The organism is Actinacidiphila sp. DG2A-62 (assembly GCF_035825295.1).
GTDB lineage: Bacteria > Actinomycetota > Actinomycetes > Streptomycetales > Streptomycetaceae > Actinacidiphila.
Map to the genome: position 1 here is coordinate 1,876,140 of NZ_JAYMGI010000002.1, position 17,350 is coordinate 1,893,489.

Genomic DNA, 17,350 nt, shown 5'->3' on the forward strand with positions numbered 1-17,350 from the left:
CCTGTGGCGGTCCCCCGTTGACCCCCGTTGCGGACGGGTCCGGTGTCCGGTCCGCCGCCCCGTGCCGGCGGTCCCCTCCGTGCCCCTCCGCGTCCGCCACTCTTCCGTTTCCGCTGGTCGCGGCCATCCGCGCGGCTACTCAAACCCGTACCTGAGTACGCGTACCCAGACGCCGCGCGGGGTGCTCACGCTAGGGTGCGCGCATGTCCGTGCTCCCGCTCGTGTTCACCAGCGGCTGGGCCAGCGGGATCAACGCCTATGCCGTGGTCCTGCTGCTCGGTCTGTCCGGTGCGACCGGGGTGACCGACCAGGTCCCCGGGTCGCTGCAGCGCGCCGACGTGCTCGTGGTGGCAGGCGTGCTGTTCCTGTGCGAGGCGGTCGCCGACAAGATCCCCTACGCGGACACCGCGTGGGACGTGGCGCACACCGTGGTCCGCCCGGTGGCGGGCGCGGTGGTGGCGGCGCTGCTCGCCGGACACCAGGGGTCGCTGTCGCATCTGGCGGCGGGCGCGATCGGCGGGTCGGCGGCGCTGGCCAGTCATCTGGTCAAGGCGGGCACGCGGATGGCGGTGAACACCTCGCCCGAGCCGGTCAGCAACATCGTGCTGAGTCTGGTGGAGGACCTCGGGGTCGCCGCGATCGTGGTCTTCGCGCTGTTCCACCCGGTGGCCGCGGCGGTGATCGCCGGGGCGCTGCTCGCGGCGGGGCTGTGCGTGGTGGTGTTCGCCTTCTCCCGCATCCGGCGGTACTGGCGGCGCCGCCGCGAGCGCGGGGCCGGCCGCACGGGCGGTCCCGCGGGTGGTTCGGGTGGCGCGGGCGGCTCCGGCGGCGCGACGAGGTGGCCCGCGGCGACCTGACGCGGCGGGCCGCGGGTCCGGGCCCGGGGTACGGACCGGGGCCGCATACGGACCGGGCCCGGGGTACGGACCGGGGCCTCGCGTACGGACCGGGCCCGCGCACGGCCGCGCGCCGGGGTGCGGCGCACGGGTCCGGGCCGGGTGCGGCGCACGGGTCCGGGCCGGGGACCCGGGGCCGCGTACCGTCCTCTACAGTCCTGGTCATGGCACGGATTGCGGTGATCGGCGCCGGCATGGCGTCCATGGCGGCGGCGGCCCGGCTGGCGACCGGCGGCCACCGGGTGGTCGTCCACGAACGCGCCGGGACGTACGGCGGCGGCGTCGGCCGCGTCGCGCGGGACGGCTTCGCCTTCGACACCGGTCCCGGCCTGCTGACGCTCCCCGCGGTCTACCGCGACCTGTTCGTGAAGACCGGCAAGGAGTCCCTGGAGGACCGGGTCGACCTGGTCCAGGTGGACCCGGCGGGGCGCCACCTCTTCGCCGACGGCACGTCCGTGACGCTGCCCAACGCCTCCCGGTCCGGCGTGATCGCCGCGCTCGACGCGGCCTTCGGCGCGGGCAGCGGCGAGCGTTGGAGCGAGGTGCTGGTCAAGGCGCGGGCGACGTGGGAGGCGGTGCGTCGGCCGATGCTGGAGGAGGTGCTGCGGGACCCCGCGCTCGCGGCCCGCGACCCGTATCCGGCGCCGGCCATACGCGGGCTGTTCCGGCGGGCCGCGCCGCCGACGCTCGCCGGGGTGGCGGCGGCCGAGTTGGGCGATCCGCGGCTCGCCGCGGTGCTGGAGAGCTGGGCGCTGGGCGCCGGCCTGGACCCGCGGACCGCGCCCGCGTCGGCGACCGTACTGCCGTACCTGGAGGCGACGTTCGGACTGTGGTACGCGCGCGGCGGGATGCGGGCGCTGGCCGACGCGCTGTACGAGCGGTGCCTGGCGCGCGGGGTCGAGTTCCGCTTCGACGCGGAGGTGACCGGCCTGCTCACGTCCGAGAAGGGCGCGGCGGCCGGCGTCGAACTGGCCGACGGCACGCGCTGTGAGGCGGACGTCGTGGTCGCGGGGGCGCCGCTGCCGGCGCTCTACCGCGACCAGGTGGTGCCGTGGGAGCGCCAGGACGCGTGGCCGCCGATGGGTCCGGTCGGCGAACCGGGGCGCTGCACGGTCCACTTGGCGCTGCGCGGCGCGCGGCCCGCGGACGCGGCGCACCGCGCGGTGGTGCACGCGGCGGACCGGGGGGCGGCGCTGGACTGGCTGTTCAGGCCGCGCCGCGAGGCGCTGCCGCGGCCCGGGGCGCTGACGGTCGGCGTGCTGCGGCCGGACGATCCCGCGGTACGGCCGGACGACGGGCACGAGGCGGTGACCGTGGTCGCGACGGTGCCCGCGCACCAGGCCGGCGGGGTCGACTGGGACGCGCCGGGGGTCGCGGAGGGGGTCGCGGCGCGGATGGTCGAGGCGGCGGAGGCGGCCGTGCCGGGGCTGCGCGAGCGGGAGTTGTGGCGCGAGGTGCGGACGCCCGCGGACGCCGAGCGCGCCACCGGAGCGCCTGGCGGGTCGGTCCCCGCGCCGACGCTGCCGGGGATCGACGGTGCGCTCGTGCGGGCGCCCAACCGGGCGGCGCCGCCCGGGCTCTACGTGGTCGGCGGCTGGGCGCATCCCGGTGGGGGCCTGCCCCACGCGGGCATGTCCGCGGCCATCACCGCGGATCTCGTCGCCGGAGGCCCGGGCGGCAGCACATGACGCCGGGGCGCCGCGCCCCGATCGGCCCAACGCCGCGCGTCGTCCCCCGGCCGCCCCCCAAGGCCGGCGCAGCGTCGGGCGTCAACCCGCCCAGGGGGCGCGAGGAACGGCGCGACCAGCCACCCACCCGCTCGGTGATCCGGACACGACGGCGACAGCCCCTCCCGGCCGGTGACGACCCGCAGCACCGCGGTGGCTCGTCGCGCCCACGCGGCGCCAGCCGCACAGAAACCACAGCGCGGCGTCCCGCGCTGAAACCGCCCGGGAGGGGGTTATGCCTCGGGGCGGGCGGATTCAGCAGATCGAGGGGAAAGGCCGCCCGTTCGCCGCACGCCGAGCGCGAGCGACCTAGCGTGGGCGCGACCGACCGTGCAGGCCCGATGGGGAGGCATCACGCCGTGGGACAACCCTTCGTACTTCCGGACTTCTACATGCCGTACCCCGCGCGGCTGAACCCGCATCTGGAGCGGGCCCGCGCGCACACGCGGGAGTGGGCGCGCGGGATGGGAATGCTGGAGGGCTCGGGGATCTGGACGGCCGCCGACCTGGAGGCGCACGACTACGCGCTGCTGTGCGCGTACACGCACCCCGACGCCTCGGGCCCGGAACTCGACCTGGTCACCGACTGGTACGTGTGGGTGTTCTTCTTCGACGACCACTTCCTGGACATCTTCAAGCGGAGCCAGGACATGGCGGGCGCCAAGGCGTACCTGGACCGGCTGCCGGCGTTCATGCCGGTGGACCCGGCGCGGGAGGCGCCGGAGCCGACCAACCAGGTCGAGGCCGGCCTCGCCGACCTGTGGGCCAGGACCGTGCCCTCGACGTCGCACGACTTCCGCCGCCGCTTCCACGAGAGCACCCGGCATCTGCTGGAGGAGTCGCTGTGGGAGCTGTCCAACATCAACGCGGGCCGGGTGTCGAACCCGATCGAGTACATCGAGATGCGCCGCAAGGTCGGCGGCGCCCCCTGGTCGGCGAACCTGATCGAGCACGCGGCGAACGCCGAGGTCCCCGCGCGCATCGCGGCCTCCCGCCCGATGCGGGTGCTGCGCGACTGCTTCGCCGACGGCGTCCACCTGCGCAACGACCTGTTCTCGTACCAGCGGGAGATCGAGGACGAGGGCGAGCTGTCCAACGCCGTGCTGGTGCTGGAACGCTTCCTCGGCCTGGACCCGCAGCAGGCCGCCGAGCGGGTCAACGAGCTGCTGACCTCGCGGCTGCACCAGTTCGAGCACACCGCGCTCACCGAGGTCGAGCCGCTGGCCGAGCAGTTCGCGCTGACCCCGGCCGAGCGGCTGGCGGTGTTCGGCTACGTCAAGGGGCTGCAGGACTGGCAGTCCGGCGGCCACGAGTGGCACATGCGCTCCAGCCGGTACATGAACGGCGCGGACGCCGGCGCCCGCGAGGTCGGCGTGCGGGCGGCGGGGGCGCCGGGCGGGCCGACCGGGCTGGGCACCTCGGCCGCGCAGGTCGCGCAGATCCTCGGGTCGCTCGCCACCACGCTCCCGCAGCGCGCCCGCGCCTTCTCGCACGCCCCGCACCGGCCGACCGGCCAGGTGCGCAGGGCCGAGGTGCCGATGCCGTTCCCGACCACGCTCAGCCCGCACCTGGACGCGGCCCGGGCGCACGGCGTGGGCTGGGCGCGGGAGATGGGCATGCTCGGCCCCGAGCCGGGCTTCCCGCTGCCGGGCGGGCTGTGGGACGAACGCAAGCTGGTGGACTACGACTTCGCGCTGTGCGCGGCCGGCATCCACCCGGCGGCCACCGCGCAGGAGCTGGCGCTGACCACCAACTGGCTCACCTGGGGCACCTACGGCGACGACTACTACCCGATCGTCTTCGGCCGGGGCGCCCCTGACCTGACCGCGGCGCGGGCCGCCACCGAGCGGTTCAAGCTGTTCATGCCGCTGGACGCCGGGCCCGTGCCGCCGCCGCTCACCGCGCTGGAGCGGGGGCTCGCCGACCTGTGGCGGCGCACCGCGGGTCCGATGGACGCCCAGGCGCGGCGGCGCTTCCGCACCGCGGTCGAGGACATGTGCGAGAGCTGGGTCTGGGAGATCGGCAACCAGAAGCTGAACCGGGTGCCCGACCCGGTGGACTACATCGAGATGCGCCGCGCCACCTTCGGCTCCGACCTGACGATGAGCCTGTCCAGGATCGGCCACGGCGGCGCGCTGCCCGACGAGATCTACCGCTCCCGGCCGGTGCGCGGCATGGAGACCGCGGCCGCGGACGTCGGCTGCCTGATCAACGACGTGTTCTCCTACCGCAAGGAGATCGAGTTCGAGGGCGAGATCCACAACGCGGTGCTGGTGGTGCAGAACTTCCTGGACTGCGAGCCGCAGCAGGCGATGGACGTGGTCGGCGATCTGCTGGCCGCCAGGATGGCCGAGTTCCAGCACATCACCGGCGAGCAACTTCCCGCGCTGTACGAGGAGTTCGACCTCGACGATGCCGCGCGCGGGGTGCTGGAGGGCTATGTGCAGGAGCTGCGCGACTGGATGGCCGGCATCCTCACCTGGCACGAGGGCTGCCACCGCTACGAGGAGGCGACGCTGCTGCGGGACTTCCCGCACCCGGCGGCGCGTCCGGTCCGGCCGTGGGGCGTGCCCGCCGGCCTCGGCACCTCGGCGGCGTCCTGGATGACGCGGCGGGCCGCCGGTCAGTAGCGGTAGGGGTCGTACGGATCGGCGTACTGCTCGCGGGCCTGGTGCGGCTGCTGCTCGTGGCCGGCCTGCTCGGAGGAGGGCTGGTGCTGCTGCGGGATGTAGGGCTGCTGCTGGTCCTGGCCGTAGGCCGCGTAGGGGTCGGCGGCGGGCTGGTCGCCGTAGGAGGGGGCGGCGTAGCCGGTCCAGTCGCCGGCGCCCGCGGCCGTCCCGCCGCCGTAGCCGTAGCCGCCGCTGCCGTCGGCGTAGCCCGGTCCGGCGTCCTGGCCGCCGTAACCGGCGTACCCGCCGCCGTAGGAGGCGTCGTAGCCGGCCGCCGCGGGCTGCTCCTGCGGGTAGCCGTAGCCGCCGCCCTGGGCGTACTGCTCGCCGTACCCCGGACCCCAGCCCTGCTCCTGGCCGCCGCCCCAGCCGCCGGAGGCGTCGTAGCCGCCCTGCTGGGCGCCGCCGTCGTACGAGGCGGTGGCCGCGGCCGGCTGCGGCTCGCCGTCCCAGCCGCCGTAGCCCTGCGCGCCGTAGCCCTCGTAGCCGCCGCTGGTGTACGGGTCGGGGGTGTACGAGGAGCGGCTGTTGAACAGCGGGTACTCACCGCTGTCGTCGTGCATCGGGACCGGCTGGTAGACCTGCTCGTCCAGCTCCGCGTCGTCGCGGGCCAGTACGTCGTCGCCCGCGGGGGCCGCCGCCGCGGGGTCGTACTCCGGCTCCACGGGCGTGACTTCGAGCACCGGCTCGGCCGGGCGGGCGCCGCCGACCCTGCGGCGGCGGCTGGAGCCGGGCCGGCCGCCGAGCGCCCAGCCGGTGGAGAAGCCGCGCTTGTAGGACAGGGTGACGAAGCTCTGCCCGGTGCCGAAGGCGAGCGCGCCGAGCACGATCACCGCGATCTGCTTGCCGGCCACGCCGCCGACCACGCACATGAACCCGGCGAAGGCCAGCACCCGCCAGCGCAGCCGCGCCTTGTACTGCAGCAGCACCTCGCCGAGCAGCCAGAGCGCGACGACGCCGAAGGCGACGTAGAGCACCGAGTAGCCCATGTGCCCACTTCCTCACCGTTTAAGGGGTCACGCCGTCCGCTGGTGCAGCCCGAGGTTCTCGTAGATCTCCAGCGAAGCGGTGGAGTGGTTAAGCGTAATGAAGTGGAGCCCGGGGATGTCCTCCGCGAGCAGACGGCGGCACATCTCGGTGGTGAACTCGATGCCGATCGCCCGGACCGCGGCCGGGTCGTCCTGCACCGCGAGGATGCGGTCGGCCAGGTCGGCGGGGAAGGGGGCGTTGCCGAGCTGCGCGAAGCGCTCGATCTGCCGGACGTTGGTGACCGGCATGACCTCGGGGATGATCGGGATGGTGCAGCCGGCGCGGTCGACCCGGTCGCGCAGCCGCAGGTAGTCGTCGGCGTCGAAGAACATCTGGGTGATCGCGAAGTCGGCGCCGGCCCGGCACTTGTCGATGAAGTGCCGGGTGTCCTCGGCCGGGTCGGTGGACCGCGGGTGCATCTCGGTGAACGCGGCGACGCCCACGCAGAAGTCGCCGGAGTCCTTGATCAGCCGGACCAGTTCGGCGGCGTAGGTCAGCCCCTGGGGGTGCGGGACCCAGGGGGCCATCGGGTCGCCGGGCGGGTCGCCGCGGACGGCGAGCATGTTGCGGATGCCGGCGTCGGCGTACTGTCCGATGATGTTGCGCAGCTCGGCGACGGAGTGGTTGACCGCGGTCAGGTGCGCGCAGGGCGTCAGCGTGGTCTCCGAGACGATGCGGTCGGTGGCGCGGACGGTCCCCTCGCGGGAGGAGCCGCCGGCGCCGTACGTCACGGAGACGAAGGTGGGGGCGACCGCCTCGATGCGGCGGATCGCGTTCCACAGCGTCCGCTCGCCCTTCTCCGTCCGCGGGGCGGCGAACTCGAAGGAGTACGAGCGGCCGCCGCCGGCCAGCAGGTCACGGATCGTGAGCGCGCGGTCGGTGCGGGTGGATGCGGTGCCCAGGGCCATGCGGCCCAGGCTAGCCCGGAACGCCCCCTCGGCGTCCCCCCGCCGCCCACTTTGCCCTTCTTGCCCCGCCCTGCGCCGCCTCAGCGCCGGACGCCGCGCCTGCCGGGGGCGCGGCCCCGGTATGCGCCGCCTCGACGCGGGAAGGCCGACCGGCCCGGCCCGGAGCGTCAGGCGAGCGCGGCTCGGAGCGCGGTCGCCGCCGCAGCGGGGTCCGCCGCCTCGGTGAGCGCGCGGACGACGACGACACGCCGCGCGCCCGCCGCGACGACCTCGGAGACGTTCGCGACGTCGATCCCGCCGATCGCGAACCAGGGCCGCGCAGGGCCGAGCGCCGCCGCGTACCGCACGAGGGACAGACCGGGCGCCGGGCGCCCCGGCTTGGTCGGCGTGGGCCAGACCGGCCCGGTGCAGAAGTAGTCCACACCGGGCTCCACCGCCGCCGCGTCGACCTCCGCCGCCGCGTGGCAGGACCGCCCGATGATCACATCGGGCCCCAGGATCGCCCGCGCCGCCGCGACCGGCAGGTCGCCCTGCCCGAGGTGCAGGACGTCCGCGCCGGCCGCGTGGGCGACGTCCGCCCGGTCGTTGACCGCGAGCAGCGGGCCGTGCCGGCGGCACGCCTGAGCCAGCACGGCGAGCGCGGCCAGCTCCTCGCCGGCCTCGATGCCTTTCTGGCGGAGCTGGATGACGTCGACGCCCGCGCTGAGCACCGCGTCGGCGAACTCCGCGAGGTCGCCGCGCCCGGCCCGTGCGTCGGTGCACAGGTACAGCCGGGCCTCGGCGAGCTTCGCCCGCGCCGCGGCCCCGCGCGCGGACACCGGGCCGGGCGCGGGACCCGCGTCGCGACCGGGAGCGTGGCCGGAGGCGTGTCCGGAAGCGGAGTGGGAGTCGGCGGCGGTCATCGGGCCCCCCGGGGTCGGGTTACACGGCGAGCGCCTGCGCCCGGCGCTTCACCTCGGTCCCGCGATTCTCGCGCAGCGCCTGTACCGGGGTGCCCGGCAGGGTCGGGTCCGGGGTGAAGAGCCACTCCAGGGCCTCGTCGTCCGTGAACCCGTCGTCCTTCAGGACGGTCAGCGTGCCGGTCAGACCCTTGACGATCTTGCCGTCCCCGATGAAGTCGGCCGGCACCATGAGCACCTTGTTCTCCCCGCGGCGTACCGCGAGCAGCTGGCCCTCCTTGATCAGCGGGCGGATCCTGGTCACTTCGAGTCCGAGACGCTCGGCCACCTCCGGCAGGGTCAGCCAGGAGGGCACGAGAGCGTCGATGTGTGCGTCAACCGACGAGAAAACAGTCACGGGACAAGCCTGCCACCTGCCGCCGACAACCGCTGCGGCACGCCGCCGTACGGGCGTCAGACCACCGCGGACTTCAGCGGGACGGCGGGGTCCGCGACCAGCGCGGGGTCCACCGCGGCGCCGCGCGGGATCAGCTTGCGGGCCTGCGCCATGTCGCGCGGCCTGCCCACCGCGAGCACCGCGGCCAGGGTCCCGCCGCGCAGCCACACCGCCGACCAGGCCGGCGCCGCCGGGTCGCCGCGCAGCAGCATCGCGTCGGCCGCGCCGTGGTGGCCGGCGTACTGCACGAACCGGCCGAACTGCTCGGACCAGAAGTACGGCACCGGGTCGTAGCGCTCGTCGCCGCCGAGGAGGTTGGCCGCGGCGGTCCGCGGGCCCTGGACGGCGTTGTCCCAGTGGTGCACCAGGAGCCGCTCGCCGTAGCGGGCGGACGGGAAGGACGCGCAGTCGCCGACCGCGTAGACGTCCTGGGCCGTGGTGCGCAGCCGGTCGTCGGCGCGGACCGCGCCGCGGTCGTCCAGCGCGACGCCGGAGCCGCCGAGCCAGCCGGTGGCCGGGCGCGCGCCGATGCCGACGACCACGGCCGCGGCGGACAGCCTGCTGCCGTCGCCGAGCACGACGGCGCCGGGTTCGAGCGCCGCGACGGGGGAGCCGGTGAGCAGGTCGACGCCGGCCTCCTCGTACCAGTGCCGCATCGGGGCGGTGACCTCGGGCGGCAGCGCCCCGGCCAGCGGGCGGTCCGCGGCCTCCACGACGGTCACCGGGCAGCCGGCCTGGCGGGCCGCGGTGGCGAACTCCGCGCCGATCCAGCCGGCGCCGACCACCACGACGTGCCGCTGCCCGGCGAGCACCGGGCGCAGCGCGGCGGCGTCGTCCAGGGTGCGCAGCGGGTAGACCCCGGGCAGGCCCGCGGTGCCGGGCAGCGCGGTGGCGTAGGCGCCGGTGGCCAGCACCAGGCGGTCGTACGGGACCGGTCCCGCGTCGGTGGCCAGCTCGTGGCCGGCCGCGTCCAGTCTCTGGGCGCGGACGCCGAGGCGGAGGTCGACGTCCAGCGCGGCGAAGTCGACGTCGAAGCGGACGTCCACCGGGCCGGTCTCCGGGCCGGTCTCCGACCCGGCCACCGGTCCGGCCTCCCCCTGTGCGGCGCCCGCGCCCGCGGTGGCGGCCGAGGCCGCGAGGAGGACCGCCTTCGACAGCGGCGGGCGGTCGTACGGGGGATGCGGCTCGTCGCCCAGGAGGGTGAGGGCGCCGCGCCAGCCCTGGCCTCGCAGCTCGACCGCGGTCTGCACCCCGGCCATCCCGGCCCCGACGATCACGACGCGTCCGCTCACCCCTTCACGTTAACCCCTCCCCCTCGCCGCGGGACGCCGCGCTGCACAGCGGGCGCGGGGAACGGCCGCGCGGCCGGCGAGGGGCGGTGTCCGGTGCGTCGCCCGCCGGCCGATTTCGGGAACGGTCGTTCTTGACTGATCGTTCCTCAACTGCGTACCGTGGCGGTCATGGGCAGACCGAGGGCGTTCGACGAGGACGAGGTGGTGCGGGCGGCCGTGCGGCTGTTCGGCGGGCGGGCGTACGACGGGGTGTCCGTCGACGACCTCGTCACCCACCTGGGCGTGCACCGCAACAGCCTGTACAAGACGTTCGGCAGCAAGCGTGGCCTCTATCTGGCGGCTCTGCGCCGCCACGTCGCCGACGACGTCCGCCCGCTGGTCGACGCCCTCGCCGGTGCGAGGGAGGCGACGGACGTCGCGGCCGTGCTGCGGCTCGTCACGTCGGCCGACCTCGGCCTGCTCCTCCTCGCGGCGGTCGACCGCGCACGGGTCGACGCGGAGGTCGCCTCCGAGGTGACGGCCGCGTTGGCCGCCGTCGACCGGGCGATCGCCGACGCGCTCGGTGCTCGCGCCGACCTGGCCGCCGCGCTCACGGCCGCCGCGCTGGGCATGCTCGTGCGCGGCAGCCCCGGCGACGTCGCGACCGCGCTGGCCCGCCGCCTCGGCCCTTCCGCCTGACGGCCCGACAACTAGACAGCCCGACCACCCGACCACCCGACCAAGGAGCCCGGACATGGCACAGATACGTATCGTCGGCGACGACCTCGTCGTCGTGATGGAGGGGCTCGACAAGCTCTGGGCCTTCAAGGGCCGCCTGACCGTTCCGCTGGCCAACGTCCGCGGCGCGACCGCCGATCCCGGCATCGCCGCCGCGCCGAAGGGGATCCGCGCGCCGGGCTCCCACGTACCCCGCGTGATCACCGCGGGCACGTTCCACCAGGACGGCGACAAGGTCTTCTGGGACGTCAGGGACCCCTCGAAGGCCGTCGTGGTCGAACTCGCCGACGAGGAGTACGCACGGCTGGTCGTGCAGGTCGACGACCCCCGCGCGACCGTCGCCCTGGTCGAGGACGCCCTGGCCTGACGCGGCAGGCGCCCGGCGCCCGTCTGTGCGCTCGGAGCGCTAGAAGGCGGGGCGCTCCAGGTCGGGCAGGCCGTGGGCGGGAGAGGAGGCGAGGGCGTGGTGGCGGCGGGGGATGCGGCCGGCGAGGTGGGCCAGCCGCCCCGCGCGGACGGCCGCGCGCATCGCCTCCGCCATGAGGACCGGACGCTGCGCCCGGGTGACCGCGGACGCGAGCATGACCGCCGCGCACCCCAGTTCCATCGCCAGCGCCGCGTCGGACGCCGTCCCCGCCCCCGCGTCGAGGATCACCGGCACCGACGCGCGCTCCACGATCAGCTGGAAGTTGTGCGGATTGCGGATGCCGAGCCCGGAGCCGATCGGCGACCCCAGCGGCATCACCGCCGCGCATCCCACGTCCTCCAACTTCCGCGCCAGCACCGGATCGTCGTTGGTGTACGGCAGCACGGTGAACCCGTCGTCCACCAGCGTCTCCGCCGCGTCGAGCAGTTCGACCGGATCGGGCAGCAACGTCCGCTCGTCGGCGATCACTTCGAGCTTGACCCAGTCCGTGCCGAGCGCCTCGCGCGCCAGCCGCGCGGTGAGCACGGCCTCGCCCGCGGTGAAGCAGCCCGCGGTGTTCGGCAGCGCGCGGATGCCGTGCCGGGCCAGCACCGAGAGCACCGACCCCTTGGTCCGCGGGTCCAGCCGCCGCATCGCGACGGTGGTCAGCTCGGTGCCCGAGGCCAGCAGCGCCTGCTCCAGGACCTCCAGGCTGGGCGCGCCGCCGGTTCCCATGATCAGCCGGGAGGAGAAGGTGACGCCCGCGACGGTCAGCGCGTCGTCCGCGCCGGGGGCCGCCTGCGCGGAGGACGCCGCGGGCGCGGTCCCGTTCGTCGCCGGCTTCGGGGTCGGCTGCGGCGTCGGCTGCGGCATGGGTTTCGTCGTGGTCATCGCTCAGCCTCCCTGGACCGCGGTGAGGATCTCGATCCGGTCGCCCTCGGCGAGCGCCGTGTCCGACCAGCGGGCACGCGGCACCACGGTCTCGTTGAGCGCGGCGGCGACGCCGGAGGGCGCCGAGGTGACGGCGGCGACCAGGGCGTCCAGCGCCACCGGGGCGGCCAGCGTCCTGCGTTCGCCGTTGACCTGGACGGTGATGGCCGCGCTCATGCGTGCTGCTCCTGCCGTGCGGGGGCGGGCGGTACCGGGCCCGTCCCAGTCGTGGTGAACCGGTTGGCGCCGAACGCCCGTGCGTACTGCGGCAGTTCACCGGTGGACGAGGTGAGGACCTCGGCGAGGACGTCGCCGGTGACCGGGGTCAGCAGCACGCCGTTGCGGTGGTGGCCGGTGGCCAGCAGCAGCCCGTCCAGCGCGGTGGCGCCGAGCAGCGGCGCGTTGTCCGGGGAGCCGGGCCGCAGCCCGGCCAGCGTCTCGGTGAGCGCCAGTTCGGTGATGCCCGGCAGCAACTCGTGTGCGTCGCGCAGCAGTTCGTAGACCCCGCCGGCGGTCACCGTGGTGTCCCAGCCGAACTCCTCGCTGGTCGCGCCGAGTACGAGTTCGCCGTTGTCGCGCGGCACCAGGTAGACGTGGCTGCCGCGGACCACCGCCCGGACCGTGCGGGTGAGGAACGGCGGCTGTCCGGCCGGCATCCGCAGCCGCAGGATCTGCCCCTTGACCGGGCGCACCGGCGGCAGCGCGTCGTCGGGCAGCCCGGCGATCCGGCCGCTCTCGCTGCCCGCGGCCAGCACCGTCCGCGCCGCCGCGACCACCGTGCCGTCGGCGAGCACCGCGCCGGTCACCCGGTCGCCGTCCGCGGTCACCCGCGCGACGGCCGAGCGCAGGAACACCACGCCCGCCAGGTCCGCGGCCCGCAGCAGCGCGGTGGACAGCCGCCGCGGGTCCACCTGGTGGTCGCCGTCGACGCGCAGGCCGCCGCGGACGCCCGGCGCCAGCATCGGCTCCAGCCGGCGGCACTCGCGGCCGCTGAGCCACTGGGACTCCAGGCCCAGCGAGGTCTGGAACGCGTGCAACTCCCGCAGGTGCGCGCGGTCGTCCGCGTCCAGCGCCACCGCGAGGGTGCCGCAGCGGCGGTAACCGGTGTCCAGGCCCGTCAGTTCGGTCAGCTCCGCGGCGAAGTCCGGGTAGCGGGCGGCCGAGGCGAGGTTGAGGTCGAGCAACGCCTGCTCGCCGTACTGCAGTTCGGTGACCGCGGCGAGCATGCCGGCGGCGACGTGCGCCGCGCCGCCGCCGGGCGCGGGGTCCGCGACGGCTGTCGCGAGCCCGCGCTGGGCCGCGCGCCAGGCGGTGACGAGTCCGATGACGCCGCCGCCCACGACGAGGACGTCGGTGGTGTGGTGCAGGCCGTGTTCGCGCATCAGGTGGCGCGCTCCCTTCGCCGGCATGACCCGGATCAGGTTCGTACGGTCGGCGGCCGTCCAGCCGCCCTCTCAGCCCGGTCGTCCGGGCTCCCGCGTCTTCCTTTGGCCCCGCCAGCTTAGCCCCGGTCCCCGGCCGCGCGGCGCGGCAGGTCCGCGCCCGGCCCCGCGAGGGCGGCCGGCCGTCCCGGCCGGCGGGGCGGTCGCACGGCGCGGACCCGGGGACGGCTCGGCGTCCGAAAGGGCGGGCAGGTCACGGGTGTGTCCCGGAATGCCACGCGTTGGGCACAAGGACCACGCGTCGACCCGAATGGACCGAGCCGCCCTCGTAGAATCGGACGTCGTGGACATCACCGTGGAAGACCCGCTCGTCGGGCAGACGCTCGACCGGCGCTACCGGGTCGACAGCCGCATCGCCGTCGGCGGGATGGCGACGGTGTACCGGGCCGTGGACCTGCGCCTGGACCGCGAGCTCGCGCTGAAGGTGATGCACCCGGCCCTCGCCGCGGACACCGGCTTCGTGGAGCGCTTCATCCGCGAGGCCAAGGCGGTCGCGCGGCTGTCCCACCCGAACGTGGTCGGGGTGTTCGACCAGGGCACCGACGGGCCGTACGTCTACCTCGCGATGGAGTACGTCGCCGGCTGCACGCTGCGCGACGTGCTGCGTGCGCGCGGCGCCCTCCCGCCGCGCGCCGCGCTGGACATCCTGGAGCCGGTCCTCGCCGCGCTGGGCGCCGCCCACCGCGCGGGCCTGGTGCACCGGGACATGAAGCCGGAGAACGTCCTGATAGGGGACTCCGGCGGGGTCAAGGTCGCCGACTTCGGGCTGGTCAGGGCGGTCGACACGCAGACCAGCGCGAGCACCGGCGCGCTGCTCGGCACGGTCTCCTACCTCGCGCCCGAGCAGATCGGCCACGGCACCGTCGACCAGCGCACCGACGTGTACGCGTGCGGGATCGTGCTCTACGAGATGCTGACCGGCCGCAAGCCGTACGACGGCGACACGCCGATGAAGGTGATCTACCAGCACGTCAACGACGACGTCCCGGCGCCCTCCGCGACCGTGCCGGGCCTGGCGCCGCGGCTGGACGCGCTGGTGGCGCGGGCCGCCGCGCGCGATCCGCGGGACCGGCCCGCCGACGCCGTGCGCCTGCTGGCCGAGGTGCGCGAGGCGCGCGCCGCGCTGAGCCCGGCGGAGCTGGACCTCCAGCCGCGCGGCGCCGCACCCGCCGACGCGCCGCCGGCCGATCCCCGCTCCCCCGGCTCCGCACCCGCCGATCCCCGCTCCCCCGGCTCCGCACCCGCCGATCCGCGGACCGGCGCCGCTGTCCCCGTCGCCCCCGCCGCCGCGCTGGACGCGACGACCGTCCTCCCCCGGCTCCCGCGACCGCCGCCGCCTCCGGCTCTGCCACCGCCCCCGACGAGCTGCACCGCACCACCCGCCTGCTGCTGCCGCCCGCGACCGTCGACGAGGCTCCGCACGCCACCGTGCCGCACGCCCGCCGCGGGCCGCTGGCCGTGCTGGTCGCGCTGCTGGTGCTGCTCGGCGTCGGCGCCGGCGTGTGGTACATCACCGACGGCCAGTTCACGAAGGTGCCCGCGGTGCTGTCGCTCCCGCAGGCCGACGCCGAGCGCAAACTGCACGCCGCGGGGCTCGACTCGACGGTGCGGCAGGACTGGTCGCTCACCGTGCCGCGCGGCAGCGTGGTCGCCACCGACCCGGCGCCGGGCAAGCGCATCCGTTCCAACGGCTCGGTGACGCTGACGGTGTCCAAGGGCCCGCGGCTGGTGACGGTGCCGCCGGTCGCCGGGAAAACGCTCTCCGACGCGCGCGAGGCACTGCGCGCGGCCGGGCTGACCCCCGGCACCGTCACCCAGGACTTCAGCGACGACGTGCCGCGCGGCGCGGTGGTCGCCACCGACCCCGCGGACGGCACGAACCGCTCCCCCGGCACCCCGGTGGCGATCACGGTCTCCCGCGGCGCCCCGGTGGACGTGCCGGACGTGATCGGCGAGAGCGTGCCGGAGGCGCAGCAGGACCTGGAGGACGCCGGGCTGGACGTGGTGCTCGCGCCGGACAAGGTGTTCTCCGACGACGCCGACAAGGACACCGTCGCGCTGGAGTCGCCGAAGGCCGGTGAGCAGGCCGGCGAGGGCGAGACCGTGACGATCACGGTGTCCAAGGGCCGGCAGAAGTTCGACGTGCCGGACGTGACGGGCAAGAGCGCGGACGACGCCAAGCAGATCCTCCAGGACGCGGGCTTCGACGTACGGGTGATCAACCTGTTCTTCGGCGACACGGTCTTCAGCCAGTCCCCGGACGGCGGCGGCCAGGCGCCCAAGGGCGCGACGATCACCTTGTGGGTGCGCTGACCCGTGCCGCAGCCCGTGCCCGCGCCGTCCGTGCCACCCGCGCCGCCCGTGCCACTCACGCCGCCCGCGCCGCCGCGCAACCCCGTCGGCGGCCACGTCCCGGTCGCCGGCGGCCTCGCCGCCAAGGGGCTGGCGTACGCCGAGCGGATCGGCGCGGAGGCCGTGCAGGTCTTCGTGGCCAACCCGCGCGGCTGGGCGACCGGGCCGGGCGATCCGGCGGAGGACGAGCGGTTCAGGGCGCGCTGCGCCGCCTCCGGCATCCCCGCGTACGTGCACACGCCCTACCTGATCAACGTCGGCTCGCACACCGCCGCGACCGCCGAGCTGTCGGTGGCCTCGCTGCGGCACTCGCTGCGGCGCGGGCGGGCGATCGGCGCGCGCGGGGTGGTGGTGCACACCGGCTCAGCGACCGGCGGCCGTACCCGCGCGGCGGCGCTGGCGCAGGTACGGGAGCGGATGCTGCCGCTGCTGGAGGAGCTGACGCACGACGACGACCCGTGGCTGCTGCTGGAGCCGACCGCCGGTCAGGGCTTCTCGCTGTGCTCGCTGGCCGAGGACCTGGGCCCGTACCTCGACGCGCTGGACCGGCATCCGCGGGTGGGGGTGTGCCTGGACACCTGTCACGCCTTCGCGGCCGGCCACGACCTGGACGCGCCGGGCGGCGCCGAGCGGCTGCTGGACGAGCTGACCGCGGTGGCCGGGCCCGGCCGGCTGCGGCTGGTGCACGCCAACGACTCGGTCGGCGCGCGCGGCTCCCGGCGCGACCGGCACGCGAACATCGGGCCCGGTCTGATCGGCGCGGACGCGTTCGCCGGTCTGCTGCGGCACCCCGCGACGCGCGACGTGCCGTTCGTGATCGAGACCCCCGGCGGCCCCGAGGGCCACGCCGCGGACGTGAAGCTGCTGAAGTCGCTGCGCGAGGCTCCCGACGGCGCGGCGGCCGGACCCGGCGAACCCGCCGCGCACCCCGCCGGGCCGGCGGACCCGGCGGGCCCGACCGGCCCCTAGAGCTCCGGGCCGTCGCCCGGTTCCTCCTGGTAGGAGTAGCGCTGCTCGCTCCACGGGTCGCCGATGTTGTGGTAGCCGCGCTCCTCCCAGAAGCCGCGGCGGTCGGCGGTCATGTACTCCACGCCCCGCACCCACTTGGGGCCCTTCCAGGCGTAGAGGCGGGGGACGACGAGGCGGACCGGGAAGCCGTGCTCGGCGGTGAGGGGCTGGCCGCCCTGGTGGGTCGCGAAGATCGACGAGTCGTCGAGGAAGTCCTCGATCCGCAGGTTCGAGGAGAAGCCGTACTCGGCCCAGACCATGACGTGCGTGACGTTCTCGGCCGGCGGGGCGAGCTTGACGACGGTGGACGCGGAGACGCCGCCCCACTCCATGCCGACCATGGAGAACTTGGTGACGCAGTGGAAGTCGGCGACCACCGTGGCATAGGGCAGCGCGGCGAACTCCTCGTGGTTCCAGCAGGTCTTGTCGCCGTCGGCGGTCGCGCCGAAGACCCGGAACTCCCAGCGGTCGGGGCGGAACCGCGGCACCGGCCCGTAGTGGGTCACCGGCCAGCCGTGCTGGAGCCGCTGCCCCGGGGGAGCTGCTCCCCCTCGCGACGCTGCACCTGGCCCATGCGTCCATGGTGACAGACCGGGCGCAGTGCTTCGGACCAGGGCATCCCGGCCGCGTCCGGACAGC

At 75.6% G+C, this 17,350-nt stretch carries 15 protein-coding genes, 1 pseudogene and 1 riboswitch; of the genes and pseudogenes, 7 read left to right on the top strand and 9 right to left on the bottom strand.

The window, feature by feature from the left end; all coding sequences use genetic code 11:
* Positions 1–203: 203 nt before the first annotated feature.
* The 3 genes from VSR01_RS08315 to VSR01_RS08325 all read left to right on the top strand — a co-directional run bounded on the left by VSR01_RS08315 (position 204) and on the right by VSR01_RS08325 (position 5,253).
* Entirely contained in the window at positions 204–857 is a 654-nt protein-coding gene (locus VSR01_RS08315) for a DUF4126 domain-containing protein (RefSeq protein WP_326448614.1), read from the top strand.
* A gap of 203 nt (positions 858–1,060) precedes the next feature.
* Positions 1,061–2,584 carry a phytoene desaturase family protein gene (locus VSR01_RS08320; protein ID WP_326448615.1) on the top strand — a complete coding sequence of 508 codons (1,524 nt, stop codon included), beginning with the start codon at positions 1,061–1,063 and terminating at the stop codon, positions 2,582–2,584.
* Positions 2,585–2,982: 398 nt separating this feature from the next.
* On the top strand, positions 2,983–5,253 hold the full coding sequence (locus VSR01_RS08325) for a terpene synthase family protein (RefSeq protein WP_326448616.1): 2,271 nt from the start codon (positions 2,983–2,985) through the stop codon (positions 5,251–5,253).
* Here the strand turns inward: VSR01_RS08325 and VSR01_RS08330 are convergent.
* From VSR01_RS08330 to VSR01_RS08350, 5 genes are all read right to left on the bottom strand, one after another.
* On the bottom strand, positions 5,247–6,281 hold the full coding sequence (locus tag VSR01_RS08330; RefSeq protein WP_326448617.1) for a hypothetical protein: 1,035 nt from the start codon (positions 6,279–6,281) through the stop codon (positions 5,247–5,249). The two genes, VSR01_RS08325 and VSR01_RS08330, sit on opposite strands and share 7 nt — an antisense overlap.
* A 27-nt stretch (positions 6,282–6,308) precedes the next feature.
* Complete coding sequence (gene metF / locus VSR01_RS08335; protein WP_326448618.1) at positions 6,309–7,229, bottom strand: methylenetetrahydrofolate reductase [NAD(P)H]; 921 nt, start codon at positions 7,227–7,229, stop codon at positions 6,309–6,311.
* A gap of 167 nt (positions 7,230–7,396) precedes the next feature.
* On the bottom strand, positions 7,397–8,131 hold the full coding sequence (gene thiE / locus VSR01_RS08340; protein WP_326448619.1) for a thiamine phosphate synthase: 735 nt from the start codon (positions 8,129–8,131) through the stop codon (positions 7,397–7,399).
* A 19-nt stretch (positions 8,132–8,150) separates the two neighbouring features.
* On the bottom strand, positions 8,151–8,525 hold the full coding sequence (locus VSR01_RS08345; RefSeq protein WP_326448620.1) for an Rv2175c family DNA-binding protein: 375 nt from the start codon (positions 8,523–8,525) through the stop codon (positions 8,151–8,153).
* A gap of 56 nt (positions 8,526–8,581) precedes the next feature.
* Positions 8,582–9,823 carry an NAD(P)/FAD-dependent oxidoreductase gene (locus VSR01_RS08350; RefSeq protein ID WP_442785658.1) on the bottom strand — a complete coding sequence of 414 codons (1,242 nt, stop codon included), beginning with the start codon at positions 9,821–9,823 and terminating at the stop codon, positions 8,582–8,584.
* Between the two features lie 201 nt (positions 9,824–10,024).
* Between VSR01_RS08350 and VSR01_RS08355 the strand changes: the two genes are divergently transcribed.
* A complete protein-coding gene (locus VSR01_RS08355) occupies positions 10,025–10,534 on the top strand; it encodes a TetR/AcrR family transcriptional regulator (protein WP_326448622.1) in 510 nt (169 codons plus the stop codon).
* Between the two features lie 55 nt (positions 10,535–10,589).
* The gene (locus VSR01_RS08360) at positions 10,590–10,940 is read left to right on the top strand and encodes a hypothetical protein (protein WP_326448623.1); all 351 of its coding nucleotides are present in this window, start codon (positions 10,590–10,592) and stop codon (positions 10,938–10,940) included.
* Positions 10,941–10,979: 39 nt separating this feature from the next.
* On the opposite strand, the gene VSR01_RS08365 is transcribed toward VSR01_RS08360, so the two are convergent.
* The 3 genes from VSR01_RS08365 to thiO all read right to left on the bottom strand — a co-directional run bounded on the left by VSR01_RS08365 (position 10,980) and on the right by thiO (position 13,318).
* Complete coding sequence (locus VSR01_RS08365; protein WP_326448624.1) at positions 10,980–11,870, bottom strand: thiazole synthase; 891 nt, start codon at positions 11,868–11,870, stop codon at positions 10,980–10,982.
* Between the two features lie 3 nt (positions 11,871–11,873).
* A complete protein-coding gene (gene thiS / locus VSR01_RS08370; RefSeq protein ID WP_326448625.1) occupies positions 11,874–12,086 on the bottom strand; it encodes a sulfur carrier protein ThiS in 213 nt (70 codons plus the stop codon).
* A complete protein-coding gene (gene thiO, locus VSR01_RS08375; RefSeq protein ID WP_326448626.1) occupies positions 12,083–13,318 on the bottom strand; it encodes a glycine oxidase ThiO in 1,236 nt (411 codons plus the stop codon). The genes thiS and thiO overlap by 4 nt, the downstream gene beginning before the upstream one ends.
* Positions 13,303–13,389: riboswitch (TPP riboswitch) on the bottom strand. (Overlaps the previous gene by 16 nt.)
* 212 nt (positions 13,390–13,601) lie before the next feature.
* Here thiO and pknB point away from each other — a divergent pair.
* A pseudogene (gene pknB / locus VSR01_RS08380) lies at positions 13,602–15,664 on the top strand (Stk1 family PASTA domain-containing Ser/Thr kinase).
* A gap of 48 nt (positions 15,665–15,712) precedes the next feature.
* On the top strand, positions 15,713–16,672 hold the full coding sequence (locus tag VSR01_RS08385) for a deoxyribonuclease IV (RefSeq protein ID WP_326448627.1): 960 nt from the start codon (positions 15,713–15,715) through the stop codon (positions 16,670–16,672).
* Here the strand turns inward: VSR01_RS08385 and VSR01_RS08390 are convergent.
* Complete coding sequence (locus tag VSR01_RS08390; protein WP_326453556.1) at positions 16,669–17,301, bottom strand: sulfite oxidase-like oxidoreductase; 633 nt, start codon at positions 17,299–17,301, stop codon at positions 16,669–16,671. The genes VSR01_RS08385 and VSR01_RS08390 overlap by 4 nt on opposite strands.
* Positions 17,302–17,350 lie beyond the last annotated feature (49 nt).